The organism is Azospira oryzae, from assembly GCF_004217225.1.
GTDB lineage: Bacteria > Pseudomonadota > Gammaproteobacteria > Burkholderiales > Rhodocyclaceae > Azospira > Azospira oryzae.
The window spans coordinates 274,420-294,693 of record NZ_SHKM01000001.1 but is presented as its reverse complement, the minus strand read 5'-3'; the positions used below and the strand labels follow the sequence as shown (position 1 = coordinate 294,693).

The window sequence follows — 20,274 nt, the reverse complement described above, 5'->3', positions numbered from 1 at the left end:
ACAGGTGCCACTTATGGCTGCCATCTATCCTCGCGGCATTGCTGCCAATCTAACGAAATTCTGCATATGAAAGCCTCCCAGGCTGCCACTATTTTCTGCTTATACGGCATTCCGCCGGCTTATATGGCAGTTATGCCATCACTTCACGTTAGCGAATAGGATAGTCATGCGCAAAGTTTTCTTACTCACGGGTTTTCAAAACTGGGGCAAAACTTATTTGATTAAGCAGTTGTTTTCGAGAAGTCGATTCCACAAAGGCAGCACATATTCTTTTGGAGACCATGACTTTCTTGTTCTTCCACAATCAAATGATGACCTTGGAAAAGATGGCTATGAAGATGCCTATGAAAAGAGAATAGAAGAGCTGGGTAAAAATGGAATCGAGCCAAAGTATATTTTTTCTGCCTTTTGCCCCACAAAAGAACCACAAAACTTATCCGCGAAAATAATTAATAATTTGTACGCAAGAGACAATGTGATCGTGATTCCTATTGAGTACAAATGGTGTGAGCACGCTCGACTCCAGCTTCCTGAAATATCGTCTTATTTTTCACCCTTGCCAAACGTCTCTATTTCACCGTTATCAGGCAAGGATCCGTCAAAAAAACTAGCGACTCTTCAAAAAATTGTTCTTTCTAATCTACCGTGAAATTCGCTAACAATTCCGTCAAAAGGGAGGCCGCAAGCTACGCTTGTGGCCTCCCTTCCCGGCTTCGCCGATGCGGCGACCCCTCACATCAAACGTTAGCCCCAAAGCCCCTCTACGCTGTACTTACTGTCGTATTCTTGGGATCGGCTGCGGCTTATGTGTTGCTGCCACATGGGGAGCTTATCCAGCAGCTTGCCGCCGTTCCTCTCGTTGGCTCACTCGTTGCTGCATTGGTTCAGACTTTACGGGATCAAGCTGCACACGAACGTCAATTGATTCTTCAAGCTTCCGAGCATCAGTTTGCTATTGGGGCCAGCTCCCACATGGCGGATGTTGCCTTTGATAAACATGTGATCTTTTGTGAAGAGTACGTTCAAGAGGTGTTTGCTACGCTTGGCACCTTGTTTCGCGAAGGACCAACAGAAAATGTTTTGCCGCACGCCTCAACGCTATTTCAAATTCGAAATAAACACGCCGTCTGGCTAACCAATGATCTCGATTCAGACCTTCAAAAATTTGAGGGTGCTCTACGGAAGATTGGCGCAAGCGATTGGTATCTACGTAACGCTGAACGTGCCGAAGATCGGCAACAGAAAATCGAAGAAATGTACAAAACCCTTGCAGATGTTCTTGGGCAAGAAAACATGGGACCAGAATGGCAAGGACAACCATTATCAGCAGATCTCGCAATATCTACGGTCATTCGAGGTTTGCGGCAAGTTCTTGGCACTGAAGAACTAACCGAATTGCGTTCCGCCTTAGTTCAATCTGCTTTGATTAACGTTAAAGAAAATAGCTAATCCTTCGGTCAAGCGCACACCCATGCCGCCCGCCAATCGTACAGACGCTGTCCCGAAGGAGCTAGACAAACTTCAGGAGCTCGCCCGGGTTGCCTCGCACAAAGCGCTGGAGGAATACGAGTCGCCCCCCAAGGAATGGGAGGCCAATCTCACACTTGGAACGGTCTTCGATGGCGATGACAGAATCTTTGAGTTGTACGTGGCAGCGGACAATCCCAAAGATACAATCGTTATCAGTTCAGCGCGTGTAGATCGCAAGAACCATTCGGTTCAAGTGGTAATCACAAACCTAAAAAGAAAGATCGCACCTTGACTTGCGCATTCAAAGCTGGCGGCTTAATGCGCTCTAACATGACGCTCAGTCGCTCCGCGAATGGAATCGCCTTGCTCGTGGGAATACCGAGAATGCGATGCTCTCTTCTATGTTTGAGAGTAGCAGCCCTAAAACCACGCCAGTGCCTAGCGGCAATCAGCCCCAACAAAAAAGCCAACCCCAGGGTTGGCTTTTTTGCTTTCCGGCTCCGGCCTACAGCAACGGCGGCGTACGCGAAGCGACCATGAGGCGGTTCCAGCCGTTGATTTCGACTACGCACAGGGTCAGGTTGGCGATTTCCACCGGGCTGAAGTGGGCTTTGACCTCTTCGTAGATGGCGTCCGGCACTTCCTGGCCGCTGAGGGCGGTGACGGCTTCGGCCCAGGCCAGGGCGGCGCGCTGGCGGGGGTCGAAGACTGGGGCTTCCTTCCAGGTGGCGGCCAGGTTGATCTGGTTTTCGCTGAGGCCGTACTTGCGGGCCAGGGGCACGTGCATGGCGACGCAGAAGGCGCAGCCGTTGATCTGGGAGACGCGCAGGCGCACCAGTTCGAGCAGGCCCAGGTCCAGGCCGGCGCCCTGGACGTAGGTGTGCACGCCGAACATGGCCTTGTAGCCGTCGGGGATCAGTTTGCCGATATCGAAGCGTTGTTCCATGGTTTCCATCCTTGGGAGAGTTGGGGGAATCCCGCGCTGCAGGATGAGGCCATCCTAATGGGCCGGTGGTACGATGCATACGTCCATTTATCGACCATTCGATTGGTCCACTTTCCATGAAACGTGCCGCAGAACTGGAGCTGGCCCTGGCTCCCCGGGCCGAGGGCGTGACCCTGCAACGCTGGCTGTGCGGGGAGTTGCGGGCCGCGATCCTGGCCGGGCGCCTGGCGCCGGGGTGCCGCCTGCCTTCCACCCGGGATTTCGCCCGCCAGCAGGCCATCTCCCGGGGCACCGTGGTGGCCGTCTACGACCAACTGATCGCCGAAGGCTATCTCAGCGGCGCCACCGGCAGCGGCACCACCGTGGCTGCGGCCCTGCCCATCGCCGCGGCCGGCACGGCGCAGCCCCGGACCAGCGCCGCCCCGGGCATTGCCCGTGCTGCCGCCGCCGACACGGCAGGGACGGACGATGCTGCAACTAAGCGCCCCCGGCTGTCGCGCCAGGGACAACTGCTGGCGAACAGCCCTTTCCTCTCCCGGGAGGGCATGGTCCTGGGGCGGCCCTTCAGCCCCAACCAGCCGGACCTGGGGGCCTTTCCCCACGCCCTCTGGCAGCGCCTCACGCACCAGCAGGGGCGCGGCCTGCGGCCCGACGACATGGGCTACGGCGACGGTGCCGGCCACCAGCCCCTGCGCCGCGCCATCGCCGAGCACCTGCGCTATTCCCAGCGGATCGACTGCCATGCGGGCCAGGTGATGATCCTGTCCAGCGCCCAGCAGGCCCTGGATCTGTGCGCCCGCCTGCTGCTGGACCCGGGCGATACGGCCCTGGTGGAAGACCCGGGCTATCCCGGAGCGGCTCGCCTGTTCGAGCTGGGCGGCGCCCGGGTGCAGGGCGTGCCGGTGGATCGGCTGGGCCTGTGCACCGACGCCCTGCCGACGGCAGAGGAGGCCCGACTGGCCTACGTCACCGCCGCCCACCAGTCGCCCCTGGGCGGCACCCTGCCCCTGGAGCGGCGCCTGGCCCTGCTGGCCTGGGCCGAAGCGGGCCGGCGGATCATCATCGAGGACGACTACGACGGCGAGTACCGCTTCGACGGAGCGCCCCTGCCGGCCCTGAAAAGCCTGGATCGCCACGACCGGGTGATCTACCTGGGCACCTTCAGCAAGCTGCTCTTTCCCGCCCTGCGCCTGGCCTACGCGGTGGTGCCCGAATGGCTGGCGGAACCCTTCGCCTCGGCCATTTCCCTCACCGTGCGCCACGCCCCGATCCTGCCCCAGGCGGTGCTGGCCGCCTTCATCGGCGAAGGCCATTTCGCCCGCCACCTGCGCCAGATGCGCCGCCTCTACGGCGAGCGGGCCGCCTGCTTCCAGCACGAGTGCGCCACCCAGCTCGACGGCCTGCTGACGGTGCTGCCCATCACCACCGGCCTGGACGCCACCGCGCTCCTGCCCCGGGGCAGCGACGACCGGGCGGTGGCCGCGGCCCTCGGCGCCTGGGGCGTGGAAGCCCGCCCCATCTCTTTCTACGGCATGGGCCAGCCGGCGCCGCCGGGGCTGGTGATGGGGTTCTCTGCCTGCAACGAGGCGGCGATCCGGCGCGGCGTGGCCACCATGGCGCCGGTGCTGGAATCCTTCAACGCGGCAGCGGCCGGCAACAGGGGCCAGGCAGTCGCCGGCGTCTGACGACTCTCAGTCCAGCCCGGCCGGGTCGGCCCGCAGGATGAGCCGGGCCAGTTCGGCGGCACTGCCGGTGCCGGTCTTTTCCATGACGTGCTGACGGTGCACGTGCACCGTGTTTTCGCTGATGCCCAGGGCCCGCGCCACTTCCTTGTTGGCCTGGCCCAGGGCCAGCAGCCGCGCCACTTCCCGCTCCCGGGCCGAGAGGCGCTCCAGGCATTCCCGGGCCTCCTGGTGGCGGCGGCTGGCGGCGTGGCGTTCCAGACTCAGCTGCACGGCCCGCTCCACGGTGTCGAGGAACTGCTGGTCCTTGAAGGGCTTCTGCAGGAAATCCACGGCCCCCTCCTTCATGGCCTGCACCGCCAGTTCCACGTCGCCGTGGCCGGTCATGAAAATGATGGGGAAGGGATTGGCGGCCGGATCGCCGGCCTTGAGGCGCCGCTGCAGCTCCAGGCCGCTGACCCGGGGCATGCGGATGTCCAGCACCAGGCAGCCGCCGCCGGCGGGAAAGGCGGGGGCGGCGGTGAGGAAGGCTTCCGCCGATTCGTGGCCCACCGCCTGCCAGCCCACGGATTCGAGCAGGAACAGGAGAGAGCGGCGGAAGGGGGCTTCGTCATCCACAACGTGGATGACCGGGGGCGTGGCAGTGGTGTTCATGGGGGCGTGCTTTCGCCGTCAGCGGCCAGGGGCAGGGAAAAGTGCAGAACCAGGCCGGGGCCGTCGGCAGGCGCGGCGGCCGCCAGTTCGCCGCCGTGGGCCTCGATGATGGTCTTGCAGATGGAGAGCCCCAGGCCCAGGCCGTCGGGCTTGGTGGTGAAGAAGGGTTCGAACAGGCGCTGCTGCAGTTCGGGGCTGAGGCCGCCGCCGTGGTCCCGCACGGCGACGCGGCAGCGCCCTTCCCCGGCGCTGAGGCTGACGGCGATGGGGGCGTCGCTGCCGACGGCCTCCTGGGCGTCCCAGGCGTTCTTGAAGAGGTTGAGCAGCACCTGCTGCAGTTGCAGCGGGTCCGCCAGCACCTGGCGTCCGCCGGGCGGCAGGGCGTCTTCCAGGGCGATGGCCGGGGCCTTGGCCTGGATGCCCCGCAGCAGGTCGGCGCTCTCCCGCACCAGCTGGGCCAGGTCGCAGGGCTGCCGCACCCGGCTGCGCTTGCGGGCGAAGGCCCGGATGCCGCCCAGGATGCCGGCGGCCCGCTCCGATTCGCTGGCGATCTCCGCCGCCGCCTGCTGCAGGGCCTCGGGCGTCAGGTTGCCGGCCTGCTGGCGGCGCAGCAGGCTGCGGGCGTAGTTGCCGATGGCGGCCAGGGGCTGGTTCAGTTCATGGGCCAGGGTGCCGGCCAGTTCCCCCAGGATGGAGAGGCGGGAGAGATGGTCCATCTGCTCCTGGCCGGAGCGCAGGGTGGCCTCCAGCCGGTGCCGCTCGGCCAGGGCCGAGCTCAGTTCCCGGGTGCGCCGCTGCACCAGATGCTCCACCCGCAGGGTGTACAGGCCGCCGCCCAGCAGGAGCAGCGCCAGCCCCGCCGCCCAGGGCCAGTAGCGGTGCCACAGGGCATCCCAGCCGGTCTCCCGCAGGAAGGCGTAGGGGCCGATTTTCAATTCGCGGAACAGCTCGTGCACCGGATGGTAGTCGGCGGGCACGCTCCAGGTCTGGCCGCCCTCGTCCGCCGGCAGGGAGAGCAGGGCCAGCAGCACGGCCCGGGACAGGGCCGGGTCGGTGCCCCGGGCGGCGGCGAAGGCCCAGCCCGGGTAGAGGGTGGAGGTGACGCCGCAATGGCCCACGTCGGCCCGGGGCGAGAGCACCCGCAGGCGGCCGGGCGGCACCGTCCCTTCCCTCTCCAGGCGCTCCAGCAGGCAGGCCCGCAGCACGCCGGCGTCGGCCTCGCCGCGCAGCACCGCCTCCACCACCCGGGGCATGGGGAAGCCGGTGAACAGGGGTCGGGGCTGGCCCTGCTCCGGGTCCAGGCCGTGGCGGAGCAGTTCGGCCCAGATCAGCTGGTAGCCGCCGAAGGCATCCTCCGCCACCGCCGCCAGGGTGGCGCCGCGCAGGTCTTCCAGGCGGCGCAGGTCGCGCCGCCGCTCCAGCACCACCACGGCGGAGCCGACCACGTGGGCCGGGTCCTGGGAGGGGGCGGAAACCTGGGTGGCGATGCGGCTGATGCCGTGCTCCGCCTCCAGGGCGACGTAGTGGCCCGGGTTGGTGACGACGAATTCCACCTCCCCGCCCTGCAGGGCTTGGGACAGTTCATCCAGGTCGTACTGGCGCAACTGGATGCGGTGGCCCGGCAGGCGCCGCTCCAGTTCCTGTACCAGGGGCTTCCACTGCACCTCGGCCTCTTCCGAGCCGAGCCAGGCCAGCACCCCGAGGCGGATGTCCGCAGCGCCGGCGGCAGCGGCCCACAGGCCCAGCAGCAGGAGCGCGCCGCAGCGGCCCAGGGCCGGCGCGAGGGAGGCGGGAAGAAAAGCGGAGAAAGGGGTACGGCGGCAGGCAGGCATGGCCCGGATTGTAGCCGGGGCAGGCGCCGAAGGGGCGTCCAGGGCCGGGCTTGGACCAGACCTGCCGGACAGGCAGGCGGGAAGGCGGACCGGGCGACGGGAGGGCGCCGAGGTCCGCCGGACAAGGCCGAGGGCTTACTTCAGGGAGAGGACCCAGGTCGCCAGCTTCTTGGCTTCGTCGGGGGTGACATTGTTGGGGGGCATGGGCACTTCGCCCCAAACGCCCTTGCCGCCGGCCTTGATCTTGGCGGCCAGCTTGTCGACGGCGCCGGCGTCGCCCTTGTACTTGGCGGCCACATCCTTGTAGGCGGGGCCCAGCACCTTCACCGCCACCTGGTGGCAGGACATGCAGTTCTTGGCCTTGGCCAGGGCTTCGTCGGCCTGGGCGTTGCCCAGCAGGAGCAGGCCGCCGAGGGCCAGCAGGGAGAGGTGGGCGGATTTCATGGCACGCTTCCTTCGGTGTAGTGGTTGGAAAGCGGCACTGTGCCGACCCGGGCAAGTTTTTCGCGCTGCGGCCGGCGGCCTGGAAATAATCCTTTATTACCAGTCAGTTGGCGAAGTGCAGGCTTGATCCCGGTCAAGAACGGCGGGCGGGCCTCATTTGCCTAGCCGCTCGTAGAGCTTCACCGTGGTATCCATCAGGCGCAGCAGGCGCTCGCCTTCGGTGAACACCACCCGGGCGTGGTGGGTGCGCCGGGCCCGGGACAGGTCGGGCAGCAGGGAGGCGATGAAGACCTGCCACTGGGCGTCCACCTCCTTCAGCTGCAGCGCCAGCTCGGCCACGCCGTGGCTGTTCTGCTGCAGCTCGGTCAGGTTGCGCGCGAATTCCCGCACCGATTCGGTCAGGGCCGGCTCCCCCAGGTCTTCGCAGCCGGGCCAGTCCCAGAAGAGGAAGAGCTTGCACACCCGCTGGGAGATCATGCGGTTGCGCCCGGCCGTGTTCACGTAGTGGGCGTCCGGGGTTTCGCCGCACAGTTCGGCGGCCTTGGTCATGGCGTCGGTGGCCTCCAGCATCTTTTCGCTGAGCCCCAGCACGGCGGCGGCCTCGGCCGGGGTGGCGCTGCCCAGCAGGGCTTCCCGGTAGGCGGGCCAGATGGCCTGCACCGCCTGCAGCCGCTCGCCCACCTGGGGCGCCAGCGCCAGGCCGTCGAGGCGCTTGTCCACCCGCTCGAAATCCCCCACCAGGGCCCGCAGGCGCACCTGGTACTTGGCCGGCGGCAGGCCGGTGGCGATCATGGCCCAGGAGGTGGCCAGGCGCTGGGAGAGGACCCGCAGGCGGCCGCAGAGATTGACCAGGGCGCCGGCGGACAGCTTCTTGCGGGGACGGATGATCTCGGCCCGCTCGCGCCGGGAAAAGCTCATGCGCCGCTCCGGGTTGCCGTTCTCGTAATCCCGCAGGGCGGCGTTCTGGATGTAGAGGACGCGCCCGTCCACCACGATCAGGCCCAGGTCGATCAGCTCCCGCAGGCAGCGGGAGAAGGACTCGGGGGTGATGCCCAGGCGGGCGGCGATCATTTTCTTGCTCGGGCGCAGGGTCACCGGCGTTTCGCCAGCGGACTTGAGGGCTTCGCCGCCCTGGGCCAGCAGGTAGTCGAGGACCCGCTGGGTGGCGGAGAGGCCGTAGTGGTAACTGGTGACGTCGCATTCCGTGCTGCGCAGGCGCAGGGCCAGGAGCTGGATGAGACGGTCGCTGAGGGGCAGGTCCTGCTGCACGATGGCGCGCAGGCGCCAGGCGTCGATGACCAGGATCAGGCTGCTGCCCAGGCTCTCGCACTGGGAGGTGTAGCGCTCGGCGCCGAACACTTCGCCGGGGGCCAGGAGCTGGGGGCTCTGGATCAGTTCCAGGGTCTTCTCCACCTCGCCGGCCAGGCGGGTGCTGCGGCGCAGGGTGCCGCGCACCAGGACGAAGGCTTCCTTGACCGGGCTCTGCACGGAGAAGATCTGGGTGTGGGCGGGAATGGAGACGACCCGGCTGGCGGCCAGCAGCTGGTCCGTCACGCTGTCGGCCAGGCCGTTGAAGAGGGGGATGTCCGACAGCAGCTCCCGGCTGCAGCGTCGGCTTTCCTTGGGACTGAACATGGGCGATTCCGGCTAGGGGTGACCAATGAAAAGACGAGAGAAGGCGCACCTTCTCTCGTCTTGCTGGGATGCCGCTTCAGGAGAGGCTAGACCCAATTAGTACACATCGTGCTGGGTGTTGTAAACGTTGAACTTGCCGGTCGGCGTCACCAGCTTGGGGTCCTTGATGACGGCCTTCAGCTTGCGGGTCTTGTCGTCCACCACGACGATGGCCGATTCCTGGTCCTTGCCGTTCCACACGGAGAACCACACTTCGTCGCCGGCCTTGTTGTACTCGGGCTGGACGATGCGCTTGGGGCCTTCCTTGATGCCGGACCAGTCGCCGATGGGCAGCAGCTCGTAACCCTTGTCCAGGTTGTTCACGTCCCACACCGCCACGGACTGGCTGATGTTGGCTTCCGGATTGAGGGTGGTGTCCACCCACAGGTTCTTGGACTTGGGATGGGTCTTCAGGAACAGGGAACCGCCGCCCAGGCCCTTCAGGGTGCGCACCACCTTCCAGGCGTTGTCGCCGTGCTTCACCGGGTCGGTGCCGATGAGGGAGATGGAATCGTCGCCCAGGTGGCCGGTGGCCCACACGGGACCGAACTTGGGATCGACGAAGTTGGCGCCCCGGCCCGGGTGGGGCGTCTTGCCCACGTCCACCAGCTTGGCCAGCTTGCCGTCCTTGGTGTCGATGACGGCGATCTTGTTGGAGGCGTTGGCCGCATCCATGAAGTAGCGGTGGGTGGATTCGAAACCGCCGTCATGGAGGAAGGGGGCCGCCTCGATCATCTTGATCTTCAGGTTGCTGAGATCACGGTAATCCACGGAATAGACCATCCCGGTTTCCTTCACGTTCACGAAAAATTCCGGATTGAAGTGGGAGGAGACGATGGCCGCCACCCGGGGTTCCGGATGGTAGTCCTGGGTGCCCACGGTCATGCCCCGGGTGGAGACGATCTTGCGCGGCTTGAGGGTGTCGCCGTCCATGATGACGAACTGGGGCGGCCAGTAGGTGCCGGCGATGGCGTACTTGTCCTCGAAACCCTTGGCCTTGGAGCTTTCCACCGAGCGGGCTTCCATGCCCACCTTGATCTCGGCCACGGTGTCCGGCTTTTCCATCCACAGGTCGATGAGGTTGATCTTGGCGTCGCGGCCGATGACGAACAGGTAGCGGCCGGAGGCGGACATGCGGGAGATGTGCACCGCGTAGCCGGTGTTGAGGATGCTGACGATCTTCTTGCTGTCGCCGTCGATCAGGGCGATCTCGCCCGCATCGCGCAGGGTGACGGAGAAGAGGTTGTCCAGGTTAAGGTTGTTGAGCTTCTTCTTCGGCCGCTTTTCCACCGGCACGATCACCTTCCAGCTGGCTTCCATTTCCTTCAGGCCGTACTCGGGCGGGGCCGGCGGGGTCTGCTGGATGTAGCGGGCCATGAGGTCCACCTCGTCGTCACTGAGAACGCCGGAAGTGCCCCAGTTGGGCATGCCGCCGGCAGAGCCGTACTTGATGAAGACCTTCAGGTATTCCAGGCCCTTGGCGATGGTCAGGTCCGGCGTCAGGGCCTTGCCGGTGGCGCCCTTGCGCAGCACGCCGTGGCAGCCGGCGCAGCGCTCGAAGAAGATGCGCTTGGCCTTTTCGAACTCGGCCTCGGTCATCTTCGGCGCCAGGGGATTGATGTCCTGGTGCATGGGCACGCTGGCCAGGGGCGAGCCGCCGCCGGCCTGGTAATCGCGCATGGTGGCGTCGCCGTGGGATTCCGGCGTGCCGGCAAAGGCGAACTGCACGGCAAAGGCCAGGGCCGGAATGGCCGCCAGCCTGAGTAGGTTGAAACGCTTCGTTTTCATGGCTCCCTGTTCCTGAAAAAATTGAGTGAGGAGGCCCCAATTTCTTCAGCGGCAGAAAACGTACTTTGATCAGGGTCAATAGAATCGGGCGTCACGGTGGCAGCTGGGTTCCGCGCCCCGTGCAGGCTTGACGCGCGTCAAGGTTGTCCCGCCGGCATGGTCCCGGCGACGCGAAAAAAGGCCATCGCCACCCCCCGAAAAACGGGGACGCCGCCCCGGCCCTAGAGGGGCAGTTCGGCCTGGACCAGGGGTGATGGCAGGGCCGCCGCTGCCGCCGCCGGCAGCAGGGAACTGGCCCGCACTCCGAGCAGACGGAGGCGCTGCTGCAGGGGCACCCGCTTCAGGCATTCGCCGGCAGCCTTGCGGATCGCCGCCCCGTCGGCGGTGGGCACGGCCAGGGTGAGGTCCCGGGTCACCGACTGGAAGTCCGCATAGCGCAGCTTGATGCCGATGGTGCGGGCCACGTAGCCCTGGCGCGCCAGGTCGTCGGCCACCCGCAGGCACATGCCGGTGAAGATTTCCGACAGCTCGGCCCGGTCGTGGCGGGCGTGCAGGTCCCGGGAGAAGGTGCTTTCCCGGCTGATGGACTTGGGCTCCCGGGAGGTGCTCAAGGGCCGCTCGTCGATGCCGTGGGCGGCCCGGTGCAGCCAGGCGCCGGTGCTGCGGCCGAAGTGCTGCACCAGCATTTCCGGCGGCGCCGCCGCCAGGTCGCCGATGCTGTGGATGCCCAGCTGGCCCAGGCGTTCGTTGGCCTTGGGGCCGATGCCGTTGATCTTCTTCGCCGCCAGGGGCCAGATGCGCGCCGGCACCTCCTCCATGCCGAGCACGGTGATGCCGTCCGGCTTGTCCAGGTCGGAGCATATCTTGGACAGCAGCTTGTTGGGCGTGATACCGATGGAGCAGGTGAGGCCGGTGGCCGCCAGCACCGCCGCCTTCAGGCGCCGGGCCAGGGGCAGCGTGGCCTCCTCGATGTGGCTGAGGTCGATGTAGATTTCGTCGATGCCCCGGTCCTCGATACAGGGTGCGATGGCCGCCACGGCGGCCTTGAAGCGGCGCGAATAGTCCCGGTAGGCGTCGAAGTTGGCCGGCAGCAGGATGGCGTCGGGCGCCAGCTGGGCCGCCTTCATCAGTCCCATGCCGGAAAAGACGCCCAGGGCCCGGGCCTCGTAGGTGGAGGTGGTGATGACGCCGCGCCCCACGTAGTCCCGCAGGCGGGCGAAGTGCAGGCTGCCGTCGGCCTGGCGCCGGGGCCGGTCCACGGCACGGCCGCCCACCACCACCGGCCGGCCCCGCAGCTCCGGGTAGTGCAGCAGTTCCACCGAGGCGAAGAAGGCGTCCATGTCCAGGTGGGCGATGCGCCGTTCGGGCGCCGCCGCGGCAGCGGGCAGGTCGGCGGGCGGGACCGGGGCACGGGAATCGTCAGGGAGTTGGCAGGGCTCATCCTTCATGGCTGTATAAATATACAGTACATCGGCCGGGGCGTTAAGAGGCTGCCCCGGCCTGCCGGCGCGCCGCCCGTCCCACGTCGCCTTTCATCTGCCACCTTGCCTCTGCCACCGTTCCCATGTCGCAGCGCATCAATAGCGCCAAGGAGATGCCTGATTTCATCGGACCTGCCGGGCAGCGCTTATTCCATGGGCATTAACAGACCACCTCCCCGGAAAGCCACTTACAGTAGGACTCTTGGCATATGACCTCTGGAGAGTGGCGTATTCATTGGCTTCCAGAGTGGGCGTAAGATGCATTTACCCCTTTTGTCATCGGGGGTAAAGGGTTCCGCCGCCAGGCCCGCCCGCCCTCTGCCGCAGAGGGCGACGACCGGCGCCGGGACCGTCCGCAGGCACGGGCGGCACCGGGCTAACACATCCCCGCCGGCTTCTCACCTAGGCGAGACCCCAGGGTCATTCCCGGGACTCGACCCGGGTCCCAGGCAGGGTTGCCGTGGCTATGATGGCGCCGCTCGATACATCGACACCGATACTTATAAGACAACGCTAGGGGTAATAACATGATCAATCTGCACAACCATCTGCTGGCCGTCACCAGGACCAATATGGAAAACACCCTGGACCTGGCCCACGGCAGCTTCGCCAGCATCGAGCGTCTCGCCAACCTCAACCTCAACACCGCCCGCGCCCTGCTGGAACACGGCATCGAGCACATCCGCTGCGTCATGGGCGCCAAGTCGGCCCAGGAAGTGCTGGAACTGCAGACCAAGGCCACCCAGCCGGTCCTGGGCCAGACCCTGGCCTACCTGCAGAACGCCCAGCAGATCGTCACCATGAGCCAGCAGGAACACAAGGCCCGGGTGCAGCAGCAGGTCACCGACATGGGTCAGCAGGTCGCCGCCACGGTGGAACACGCCGTGGCCGCCGTCACCCGCCTGGGCAAGCCGATCAAATAATAAAAAATAGGGGGACCCGCCGGCCTCGCCCGGCGCTTGCTCGACCATGAGGACGGCCGGATCTCCTGGAGATTCGGCCTTTTGTTTTGGCGCCCCCGCTCCAGGCCGCGACACCCGCTGCGGCCTCCGCCCCTGCCCTGCCCCGCACTGGGAATGGGACCGGGCGCTCCTGCCCCTTTCCTTCCCCCTTTCCTTCCCCCTTTCCTTCCCCCTTCCCTGCCCGTCTTTACTCGCGGCCGCCCAGTTCCCGCTGCACCGCCCGGTAGAAGCGCTCGTAGAAATCCCGGGCGGCCACGGTCTCGCCCCGGGTCTTGACCTGGTTGTCGCCCTCGGTGCTGCTGCTGAAGGAAATGGGGGCCACCAGGGGCACACCGACGCTGGTGCTCTGGCGGGTGGTCTTGACGTCGAAATGCTCTTCCGTGGCGGTGACGAACAGGGTGGCACCGCCACGCGCCTCGCTGCAGGCCAGGTGCAGGCGCAGCTGGGCGTGGCCCTTGTCGTCCACCCGGAATTCCTTGGCGCCGCTGAAGGTCAGGGCATCGCGCCCGGGCAGCACCACGTAGCCGTCCCCCAGCAGGACCCGCCGGGCCGCATCGCACAGGGGCGCCGCCGCCGTGGGGAAATCCCGGCGATGGCGCGGGTCGGACTGGAAATCCTCCCGTTCCGCATAGCTGCCGGGACCGCCGCAGGCGGCCAGCAGCAGGGGCAGCAGCAAGAGGGCGCATCGTTTCATGTCGTTCTCCCTTCCGCCGGGGCCGGGCGGCCCCGCACCCCCTAATTTTGCGCCCCTTCGGCGCCTTTTTCATGCCCCGCCGGAGATGGCAGTGCCAAAGAAAAACGCCGCCGGCGAAAGGCCGGCGGCGTTGCCAGGGGAGAAGGAGAAAAGCTACAGGGCCCGCACCGGGGCGGCGGCGAAATGGCCGGCGCTGTAGTCGCGCATGGCCTGCTGGATTTCCTCCGCCGTGTTCATGACGAAGGGGCCGTACTGGGCGATGGGCTCGCCCAGGGGCCGGCCCGCCACCAGCAGCAGGCGGGAATCCTCCGCCGCTGCCAGGTGCACGCCGGGGGCGCCGTCGTTGGCCAGGATGGCCATGTGCCGGTCGGGCACCACATTGCCGCCCACCTCCACGCTGCCCCGGTAGGTGTAGGTGAAGGCGTTGTGGCCGGCGGCAATCTCATGAAACAGGGCGCTGCCGGCAGGCAGGTGGATGTCCAGGTAGAGGGGCTCAGTGTCCGGGCGCTGCACGGCCCCGGCCACGCCCTGGCTGGCGCCGGCGATGATGCGCACCCGCACGCCCGCGGCGGTGGTGTATTCGGGAATGGCGGCGGGCGGAATGTCCCGGTAGTAGGGCGCCACCATCTTGTTCCTGGCCGGCAGGTTGAGCCACAGCTGGAAGCCTTCCATCAGGCCCTCCTCCTGCTCCGGCAGTTCGGAGTGGATGAGGCCGCTGCCGGCGGTCATCCACTGGGCGCCGCCGGGGCCCAGCAGGCCCTCGTTGCCGACGCTGTCGTGGTGGCGCATGCGGCCGGCGATCATGTAGGTGACGGTCTCGAAGCCCCGGTGGGGATGGTCGGGAAAGCCGCCGATGTAGTCCTCCGCGTTTTCGTTGCGGAAGGCGTCGAGCATGAGGAAGGGATCGAGGCGGCGCTGCAGGTTCTGGGTCAGCACCCGGGTCAGGCGCACGCCGGCCCCGTCGGAAGTGGCCATGCCCCGCACCAGGCGTTCCACGGCCCGGGAGGCGGCATTGGCAGCGTTGGCGGCAGCCGGTGCGGCCGGCGGCGCAGTGCGGTGGAGAGTGGTCATGGCATGGACTCCTGATGAAGCCGCGTCCCGGGCGGGACGGCGGCGGGGAGGACGGGCCTCCCAGGTTAAACGGTGGACAGCGCCGGCCCAGGCCCGATGCCCGCAGGCAGGGGAGCGGACCGGCAGCGTCAGGCTCAGGCGGCGATGGCGTCGATCTGGGCCTGGGCTTCGGCGAAGCCCTTGGCGGCGGCATCCGGCCCCATGGCCAGGCCCTCGGCGTAGATGAATTCCACGTCGGTCATGCCGAGGAAGGCCAGCACGCTCTTCAGGTAGGGCACCTGGGAATCGGCCGGGGTGTTGCGGTAGAGGCCGCCCCGGGCCAGGGCCACGTACACCTTCTTGCCGGTAATCAGGCCCTGGGGACCGTTCTCGGTGTAGCGGAAGGTGACGCCGGCACGGGCGATGGCGTCGATCCAGGCCTTCAGCTGCACCGGCACGCCGAAGTTGTACATGGGCACGCCCAGCACGATGGCGTCGGCGGACTGCACCTGGGCGATGAGGGCGTCGTCCAGGGCCACCCGGGCGGCCTGCTCGGGGCTGCGCTGCTCGGCGGGGGTGAACAGGGCGGAGAGGGCCGGCTCGTCCAGCACCGGATGGGGATTGGCGGCCAGGTCCCGCACTTCCACCAGGGCGCCGGGATGGGCGGCCTGCAGGCGGGCGGTGATGGAATCGGCGACGCGGGTGGAATTGGCACCGGCGGAACGGGCGCTGGCGTTGATCTGCAGGATTTTCATGATGGCTTCTCCGTGGGGTTGGGGTGCGGGGCCGGGCTGGCGGATGCTGCTCCGGCGAACCGTTGAGTGCACTTTATTACCCGCAATAACGCACCGGAAGCCATTCGAATGGATATCATTGTTCCATCAATGCAACGACAGACCCTTTACGCCCGGAGCCCGCCATGACCCCCGACCTCAAGCTGGACGCCAACGACCTGGTGCTCTTCGCCCGCATCATGGAAGCGGGAAGTTTTTCCAAGGCCGCCGAGCGGGTGGGCCTGCCCAAGTCCACCCTCTCCCGCCGCATCACCGCCCTGGAGAGCACCCTGGGGGAACGGCTGCTGACCCGCAGCACCCGGCGCCTGGCCATCACCGAATTCGGCGAAGGCATCCTGGACCACGCCCGCCGCCTGCTGGAGGAAACCGAAGCCACCGCCGCCCTGGCCCTGCACCGCCAGGCCACACCCCAGGGCGTGCTGCGGGTCTCCATGCCGCCGGACTTCGGCGAGCTGGACCTGGCCCCGGCCCTCATCGACTTCGCCGCCCACTACCCGGCGGTGCGCCTGGAACTGGACCTCTCGCCGCGCCGGGTGGACCTGCTGGCGGAACGCTTCGACCTGGCGGTGCGGGTCGCCAGCCAGCTGCCGGACGACACCAGCCTGGTGGCCCGGCCCCTGACCCGGTTCCATTCCGGCCTCTACGCCAGCCCGGCCTACGTGGAGCGCCACGGCGCCCCCCGGGCCCCGGCCGAGCTGATGCAGCACATCTGCCTGCGCCTCATCACCAGCAACGGCGAGGCCCAGCCCTGGCGCCTCTCCTGCGGCAACGAGCGCTGGGAGGGCCTGCCCACGGGCCCCCTGACGGCCAACTCGGTGGGCATGCAGCGCACCTTGGCGGCCCACGGCATGGGTATCGTCGGCCTGGCCCACCGCTTCGCCCGCCCCTATGTGGAAAGTGGCCAGCTGCAGCGCCTGCTGCCCGCATGGGAGCTGCCCTGCGTCACCGTCTGGTGCGTCACCCCGGGGCGGCGCCTGCTGCCCACCCGCACCGCCGCCTTCATCGACATGCTGCGACTGACCCTGGACGTGCCGGATAACCCGATCCCGGGCCGCGGCGGAATATAGAAAGACACAAGCGGTATTTCACAGCCCTGCGGGCCGGGCCCTACAGTGGCAGCCTGTTCAATGCCGCCGCGCCCCTCCCGGGCCCCATCGCCATGCACACCAAGTCCCACCGCCCCGCCGGAGTCCGCCCATGAGCCGCGGCCTGACCCTGGGCGACACCCTTTCCTGGCCCGCCCGCTACTTCCCCGACAAGCCCGCCCTCATTGCCTGGGAGGGCGGCGATCACCACACGCCGACCCAGCGCCGGGTGTGGACCTACGCCCAGCTCAACGCCGAGGTGAACCGCCATGCCCACGCCCTCCTCGCCCTGGGCGTGCAGAAGGGCGACGTGGTCGCCGCCTTCCTCTACAACACCCCGGCCTTCGTCTTTTCCCTGCTGGCCGCCGCCCGGGTCGGGGCCGTCTTCAATCCCATCAACTACCGCCTGGCGGCCCAGGAGCTGGCCTTCATCCTGGAGGACGGCCAGGCCAAGGTGCTGCTGTTCGAGAAGGAAGGCAGCGAGGTGGTGGAAAAGGCGCGAGAGCATGGCGTGCCCACGGCCCACTGGATCTACGCCGACTCTGACGCAGCCCCCGCCTTCGCCACCGCCAGGCTGGACCAGCTGGTGCGGCACCAGCCCGCCACCCTGCCGCCGGTGATCGTGGAGGAAAACGACAACTGCATCCTCATGTACACCAGCGGCACCACCGGCCGGCCCAAGGGCGTGCTGCACACCCACCGCAGCAAGCTGGCCCACAACGCCATGATGCACCAGGCCATGACCCTCTCCCGGGAGGACGTGGGCCTGGCGGTGGCGCCCCTGAACCACACCGCCGAGCTGCACACCAGCTTCCTGCCCCGCCTGCAGCTGGGGGCCACCCAGGTGCTGCTGCGCCGCTTCGACGCCGGCGAGGCCTGGCGCCTGACCGAGGTGGAGAAGGTGACCCATTTCTTCGCCGCCCCCACCATGGTCACCCTGCTCCTGCATCACCCGGACGTGGCCAGCCGGGACCTTTCCAGCCTGCGCCTGGTGGAATACGGCGGCGCCTCCATGGCGCCCCACCTGATCCGGGAATGGGACAAGAAGGTGGGCGCCGGCCTGGTGCAGATCTACGGCACCACGGAAATGGGGCCCTGCATGTCCGTGCTCTACCCCCACGAACAGCTCTCCCACGCCGGTTCCGCCGGCCTGCCCTCCCTCAACCACGATCTGCTGGTGGCCCGGGTCAAGGCCGACGGCAGTCCTTCGGACCCCGCCGACCTGGCGGCTCCGGACGAGGTGGGCGAAATCCTGGTGCGGGGCCCCTGCATGATGGGCGGCTACCTCAACCGCCCGGAGGCCAACGCCCGGGCCCTGGCCTTCGGCTGGTACCACACCGGCGACCTGGGCAGCCTGGATGCCAACGGCTACCTGTGGATCCGCGACCGCATCGACCACATGATCAATTCCGGGGCGGAAAACGTGTATCCGCGGGAAGTGGAAGACGCCCTGGTGGAACACCCCGGGGTGCTGGAAGTGGCGGTGGTGGGCGAGCCGGACGACACCTGGGGCCAGGTGGTGGCCGCCCACGTGGTGGCCAAGCCCGGCGCCACCCTGACCCGGGAGGCCCTGGACCACTTCCTCCTGGAGGGAGACCGGCTGGCCCACTACAAGCGGCCCCGGCGCTACCACTTCATCGAGGCCCTGCCCAAGACCACCAGCGGCAAGATCCAGAAGCACCTGCTGCGCCAGGCGGGGTAAGTGGGGGCCGGCGGGGATGGGCATGGCGCCTTTCCCCCCGGAACCCGGCACCGGAAAAGGGGAAAAAACACGGCAGCTACGGGAAATCCATAGCATTCAGCGGCTTGTCAGCCCCCGGTTCGAGGGCTAAAGTTCCGCCTTTGCGGTTTTCCCCTCCCTGGCGCCGCGCTTCCCGCCCGGCCCCCGGCCCGGCGCAAGTCCCCGCCAGCCGGCGCCCGCGGCACTTTCGGCGAGCCTGACTGTCCCAAGGTGCCCGACGACGACCCGAACCATCCAGAACAGCGTTTTCCCATAATGACAACTCAAAACACCGATTCCCCCGCCCTGGCGCTACGGGGAGTCAGCAAAAGCTTCCGCACCCCGGACGGCCAGCAGGTGGGCGTGCACCCCACCGACCTGGACGTGGCCCCGGGCGAAATCCACGGCATCATCGGTTTCTCCGGCGCCGGCAAGTCCACCCTGCTGCGCCTGGCCAACCTGCTGGAACGCCCCGACGCCGGCCAGGTGGTGGTGCACGGCCAGGACCTGATGACCCTCTCCCCCGCCGACCTGCGCACCGCCCGCCAGCGCATCGGCATGATCTTCCAGCACTTCAACCTGCTGCATAACCGCACCGTGGCCGACAACGTGGCCTTCCCCCTGCGCATCGCCGGGGCCGACGAGGCCCGCATCAACGAGCGGGTGAAGACCTGCCTGGAATTCGTCGGCCTCTCCGAAAAGGCCGGGGTCTATCCGGCCCAGCTTTCCGGCGGCCAGAAGCAGCGCGTCGCCATCGCCCGGGCCCTGGCCCCGGAGCCCCACGTGCTGCTGGCGGACGAGCCCACCTCGGCCCTGGACCCCCGCACCACCCAGTCCCTGCTGGAAGTGCTGGCCGACGTGAACCGCCGCCTGGGCGTCACCATCCTGCTGGTGAGCCACGAGATGGGCGTCATCCGTCGCCTCTGCCACCGGGTCTCGGTGATGGAAGGAGGCTCCATCGTCGAGCGCCTGACCATCGCCAACGGCCGCATCCCGCCGGATTCCCAGCTGGCCCAGTGGCTGCGCGAATACGGCGATGCCGAAGGCGACGCCGAGGAAGCCGCCGCCGAGCCCGCCCCCCAACACCTGCTGAGCGAGGCCGCCCATGGCTGATGAAACCCTGGCCCCCGTGCCCACCATCCTCGACACCTTCATCGAACTGCTGCCGGAAATCGGCAAGGCCGCCGGCGAGACCGGCCTGATGATGCTGATCTGCCTCACCGCCGCCGTCATCGTCGGCGGCGCCCTCGGCATCCTGGTCTTCCTCACCTCCCCCGGCCAGGTGCTGGGCCGTTACCGCCGCTTCAACCTGGTGGCCAACGGCTTCATCAACGTCTTCCGCTCCTTCCCCTTCATCATCCTGCTGGTGGCGGTGTCGCCCTTCACCCGGCACATCGTCGGCACCTCCATCGGCCCCCTGGCGGCCAGCGTGCCTTTATCCCTGGCCGCCATCTTCTATTTCGCCCGCATCATCGAGCAGACCCTGCGCGACGTGCCCCGGGGCGTCATCGAGGCGGCCGAGGCCATGGGCGCCTCGCCCCTGCAGATCGTCACCCAGGTGCTGCTGGTGGAAGCCCGTTCCGGCCTGATCCTGGCGGTCACCATCACCGCCGTCAGCTTCCTCTCCTACTCCGCCGTGGCCGGCGTGGTGGGCGGCGGCGGCATCGGCGACCTGGCCATCCGCTACGGCTACTACCGCTTCCAGACCGATGTGATGCTGATCACCATCGTCCTGCTGGTGGTGCTGGTGCAGGGCATCCAGTTCTTCGGCCAATGGCTGGCGCGGCGTGTGGACAAGCGCTGAGCTGAGTAGGAAACCTTTTTAGCCACAGAGGACACAGAGAGCACAGAGAAAAAAGCGAAAGGCAATAGGCCCGGGAGGCAATAGGGACGCCATTTTCCACGATGGCACGGCTGAGAAGTCCGTCTCTATTGGCTGCCAGGGCACCGGCCCTTCCAGGCCCCTCGCCCTACCCCACGGAGAATGAACCCCCTCTG

The 20,274-nt window shown here is 67.0% G+C and carries 19 protein-coding genes; 9 read left to right on the top strand and 10 right to left on the bottom strand.

Annotated features, from left to right (window positions below; genetic code table 11):
* Window positions 1-166 precede the first annotated feature (166 nt).
* The 3 genes from EV678_RS01390 (at window position 167) to EV678_RS01380 (ending at window position 1,762) form a co-directional block, all read left to right on the top strand.
* Window positions 167-649 carry a hypothetical protein gene (locus EV678_RS01390; protein ID WP_130458241.1) on the top strand — a complete coding sequence of 161 codons (483 nt, stop codon included), beginning with the start codon at window positions 167-169 and terminating at the stop codon, window positions 647-649.
* A 158-nt stretch (window positions 650-807) separates the two neighbouring features.
* Entirely contained in the window at window positions 808-1,449 is a 642-nt protein-coding gene (locus EV678_RS01385; RefSeq protein WP_130458240.1) for a hypothetical protein, read from the top strand.
* 22 nt (window positions 1,450-1,471) lie between these two features.
* Window positions 1,472-1,762, top strand: a complete 291-nt coding sequence (locus EV678_RS01380; protein ID WP_014237150.1) for a hypothetical protein — start codon at window positions 1,472-1,474, stop codon at window positions 1,760-1,762.
* A 213-nt stretch (window positions 1,763-1,975) separates the two neighbouring features.
* Here EV678_RS01380 and EV678_RS01375 read toward each other — a convergent pair whose 3' ends face one another.
* Window positions 1,976-2,416 (bottom strand): carboxymuconolactone decarboxylase family protein, encoded by a 441-nt coding sequence (locus EV678_RS01375; protein ID WP_130458239.1) that lies wholly within the window; start codon window positions 2,414-2,416, stop codon window positions 1,976-1,978.
* 116 nt (window positions 2,417-2,532) lie between these two features.
* Here EV678_RS01375 and pdxR point away from each other — a divergent pair, with 116 nt between their 5' ends.
* Window positions 2,533-4,101, top strand: a complete 1,569-nt coding sequence (pdxR, locus tag EV678_RS01370; protein WP_130458238.1) for a MocR-like pyridoxine biosynthesis transcription factor PdxR — start codon at window positions 2,533-2,535, stop codon at window positions 4,099-4,101.
* Between the two features lie 6 nt (window positions 4,102-4,107).
* On the opposite strand, the gene EV678_RS01365 is transcribed toward pdxR, so the two are convergent.
* The 6 genes from EV678_RS01365 to dinB form a co-directional block, all read right to left on the bottom strand.
* Window positions 4,108-4,752, bottom strand: a complete 645-nt coding sequence (locus tag EV678_RS01365) for a response regulator transcription factor (RefSeq protein ID WP_130458237.1) — start codon at window positions 4,750-4,752, stop codon at window positions 4,108-4,110.
* Complete coding sequence (locus tag EV678_RS01360; RefSeq protein WP_130458236.1) at window positions 4,749-6,584, bottom strand: sensor histidine kinase; 1,836 nt, start codon at window positions 6,582-6,584, stop codon at window positions 4,749-4,751. Before EV678_RS01360 ends, EV678_RS01365 begins: the two co-directional genes overlap by 4 nt.
* A 135-nt stretch (window positions 6,585-6,719) precedes the next feature.
* Window positions 6,720-7,028: a c-type cytochrome gene (locus EV678_RS01355; protein ID WP_130458235.1), complete on the bottom strand. Its 309-nt coding sequence runs from the start codon at window positions 7,026-7,028 to the stop codon at window positions 6,720-6,722.
* Window positions 7,029-7,181: 153 nt separating this feature from the next.
* Complete coding sequence (locus EV678_RS01350) at window positions 7,182-8,663, bottom strand: type IV pili methyl-accepting chemotaxis transducer N-terminal domain-containing protein (protein ID WP_130458234.1); 1,482 nt, start codon at window positions 8,661-8,663, stop codon at window positions 7,182-7,184.
* A gap of 96 nt (window positions 8,664-8,759) precedes the next feature.
* Entirely contained in the window at window positions 8,760-10,490 is a 1,731-nt protein-coding gene (locus tag EV678_RS01345) for a nitrite reductase (protein ID WP_130458233.1), read from the bottom strand.
* A 221-nt stretch (window positions 10,491-10,711) separates the two neighbouring features.
* Window positions 10,712-11,938, bottom strand: a complete 1,227-nt coding sequence (gene dinB / locus EV678_RS01340; protein ID WP_235832388.1) for a DNA polymerase IV — start codon at window positions 11,936-11,938, stop codon at window positions 10,712-10,714.
* A 560-nt stretch (window positions 11,939-12,498) separates the two neighbouring features.
* Between dinB and EV678_RS01335 the strand changes: the two genes are divergently transcribed.
* Complete coding sequence (locus EV678_RS01335) at window positions 12,499-12,894, top strand: phasin family protein (RefSeq protein WP_130458232.1); 396 nt, start codon at window positions 12,499-12,501, stop codon at window positions 12,892-12,894.
* Window positions 12,895-13,120: 226 nt separating this feature from the next.
* On the opposite strand, the gene EV678_RS01330 is transcribed toward EV678_RS01335, so the two are convergent.
* The 3 genes from EV678_RS01330 to EV678_RS01320 all read right to left on the bottom strand — a co-directional run bounded on the left by EV678_RS01330 (window position 13,121) and on the right by EV678_RS01320 (window position 15,432).
* Window positions 13,121-13,627 (bottom strand): DUF2242 domain-containing protein, encoded by a 507-nt coding sequence (locus tag EV678_RS01330; RefSeq protein WP_130458231.1) that lies wholly within the window; start codon window positions 13,625-13,627, stop codon window positions 13,121-13,123.
* Window positions 13,628-13,780: 153 nt separating this feature from the next.
* The gene (locus EV678_RS01325; RefSeq protein WP_130458230.1) at window positions 13,781-14,698 is read right to left on the bottom strand and encodes a pirin family protein; all 918 of its coding nucleotides are present in this window, start codon (window positions 14,696-14,698) and stop codon (window positions 13,781-13,783) included.
* 134 nt (window positions 14,699-14,832) lie between these two features.
* Window positions 14,833-15,432 carry an FMN-dependent NADH-azoreductase gene (locus tag EV678_RS01320; RefSeq protein ID WP_130458229.1) on the bottom strand — a complete coding sequence of 200 codons (600 nt, stop codon included), beginning with the start codon at window positions 15,430-15,432 and terminating at the stop codon, window positions 14,833-14,835.
* Between the two features lie 164 nt (window positions 15,433-15,596).
* On the opposite strand from EV678_RS01320, the gene EV678_RS01315 reads away from it, so the two are divergent.
* The 4 genes from EV678_RS01315 to EV678_RS01300 all read left to right on the top strand — a co-directional run bounded on the left by EV678_RS01315 (window position 15,597) and on the right by EV678_RS01300 (window position 20,080).
* Window positions 15,597-16,538 (top strand): LysR family transcriptional regulator, encoded by a 942-nt coding sequence (locus EV678_RS01315; RefSeq protein WP_130458228.1) that lies wholly within the window; start codon window positions 15,597-15,599, stop codon window positions 16,536-16,538.
* Between the two features lie 130 nt (window positions 16,539-16,668).
* Complete coding sequence (locus EV678_RS01310; RefSeq protein WP_130458227.1) at window positions 16,669-18,258, top strand: fatty acid--CoA ligase; 1,590 nt, start codon at window positions 16,669-16,671, stop codon at window positions 18,256-18,258.
* Window positions 18,259-18,552: 294 nt separating this feature from the next.
* Window positions 18,553-19,389: a methionine ABC transporter ATP-binding protein gene (locus tag EV678_RS01305; RefSeq protein ID WP_130458226.1), complete on the top strand. Its 837-nt coding sequence runs from the start codon at window positions 18,553-18,555 to the stop codon at window positions 19,387-19,389.
* On the top strand, window positions 19,382-20,080 hold the full coding sequence (locus EV678_RS01300; RefSeq protein WP_014237134.1) for a methionine ABC transporter permease: 699 nt from the start codon (window positions 19,382-19,384) through the stop codon (window positions 20,078-20,080). The genes EV678_RS01305 and EV678_RS01300 overlap by 8 nt, the downstream gene beginning before the upstream one ends.
* Window positions 20,081-20,274: the final 194 nt, after the last annotated feature.

What these genes read in the sequence shown, in the direction of transcription:
- EV678_RS01390 (WP_130458241.1), top strand. Translation starts at nt 167, where the DNA reads ATGCGCAAAGTTTTCTTACTCACGGGTTTTCAAAACTGGGGCAAAACT.
- EV678_RS01380 (WP_014237150.1), top strand. Translation starts at nt 1,472, where the DNA reads ATGCCGCCCGCCAATCGTACAGACGCTGTCCCGAAGGAGCTAGACAAA.
- EV678_RS01375 (WP_130458239.1), bottom strand. Translation starts at nt 2,416, where the DNA reads ATGGAACAACGCTTCGATATCGGCAAACTGATCCCCGACGGCTACAAG.
- pdxR (WP_130458238.1), top strand. Translation starts at nt 2,533, where the DNA reads ATGAAACGTGCCGCAGAACTGGAGCTGGCCCTGGCTCCCCGGGCCGAG.
- EV678_RS01365 (WP_130458237.1), bottom strand. Translation starts at nt 4,752, where the DNA reads ATGAACACCACTGCCACGCCCCCGGTCATCCACGTTGTGGATGACGAA.
- EV678_RS01360 (WP_130458236.1), bottom strand. Translation starts at nt 6,584, where the DNA reads ATGCCTGCCTGCCGCCGTACCCCTTTCTCCGCTTTTCTTCCCGCCTCC.
- EV678_RS01355 (WP_130458235.1), bottom strand. Translation starts at nt 7,028, where the DNA reads ATGAAATCCGCCCACCTCTCCCTGCTGGCCCTCGGCGGCCTGCTCCTG.
- EV678_RS01350 (WP_130458234.1), bottom strand. Translation starts at nt 8,663, where the DNA reads ATGTTCAGTCCCAAGGAAAGCCGACGCTGCAGCCGGGAGCTGCTGTCG.
- EV678_RS01345 (WP_130458233.1), bottom strand. Translation starts at nt 10,490, where the DNA reads ATGAAAACGAAGCGTTTCAACCTACTCAGGCTGGCGGCCATTCCGGCC.
- dinB (WP_235832388.1), bottom strand. Translation starts at nt 11,938, where the DNA reads ATGAAGGATGAGCCCTGCCAACTCCCTGACGATTCCCGTGCCCCGGTC.
- EV678_RS01335 (WP_130458232.1), top strand. Translation starts at nt 12,499, where the DNA reads ATGATCAATCTGCACAACCATCTGCTGGCCGTCACCAGGACCAATATG.
- EV678_RS01330 (WP_130458231.1), bottom strand. Translation starts at nt 13,627, where the DNA reads ATGAAACGATGCGCCCTCTTGCTGCTGCCCCTGCTGCTGGCCGCCTGC.
- EV678_RS01325 (WP_130458230.1), bottom strand. Translation starts at nt 14,698, where the DNA reads ATGACCACTCTCCACCGCACTGCGCCGCCGGCCGCACCGGCTGCCGCC.
- EV678_RS01320 (WP_130458229.1), bottom strand. Translation starts at nt 15,432, where the DNA reads ATGAAAATCCTGCAGATCAACGCCAGCGCCCGTTCCGCCGGTGCCAAT.
- EV678_RS01315 (WP_130458228.1), top strand. Translation starts at nt 15,597, where the DNA reads ATGACCCCCGACCTCAAGCTGGACGCCAACGACCTGGTGCTCTTCGCC.
- EV678_RS01310 (WP_130458227.1), top strand. Translation starts at nt 16,669, where the DNA reads ATGAGCCGCGGCCTGACCCTGGGCGACACCCTTTCCTGGCCCGCCCGC.
- EV678_RS01305 (WP_130458226.1), top strand. Translation starts at nt 18,553, where the DNA reads ATGACAACTCAAAACACCGATTCCCCCGCCCTGGCGCTACGGGGAGTC.
- EV678_RS01300 (WP_014237134.1), top strand. Translation starts at nt 19,382, where the DNA reads ATGGCTGATGAAACCCTGGCCCCCGTGCCCACCATCCTCGACACCTTC.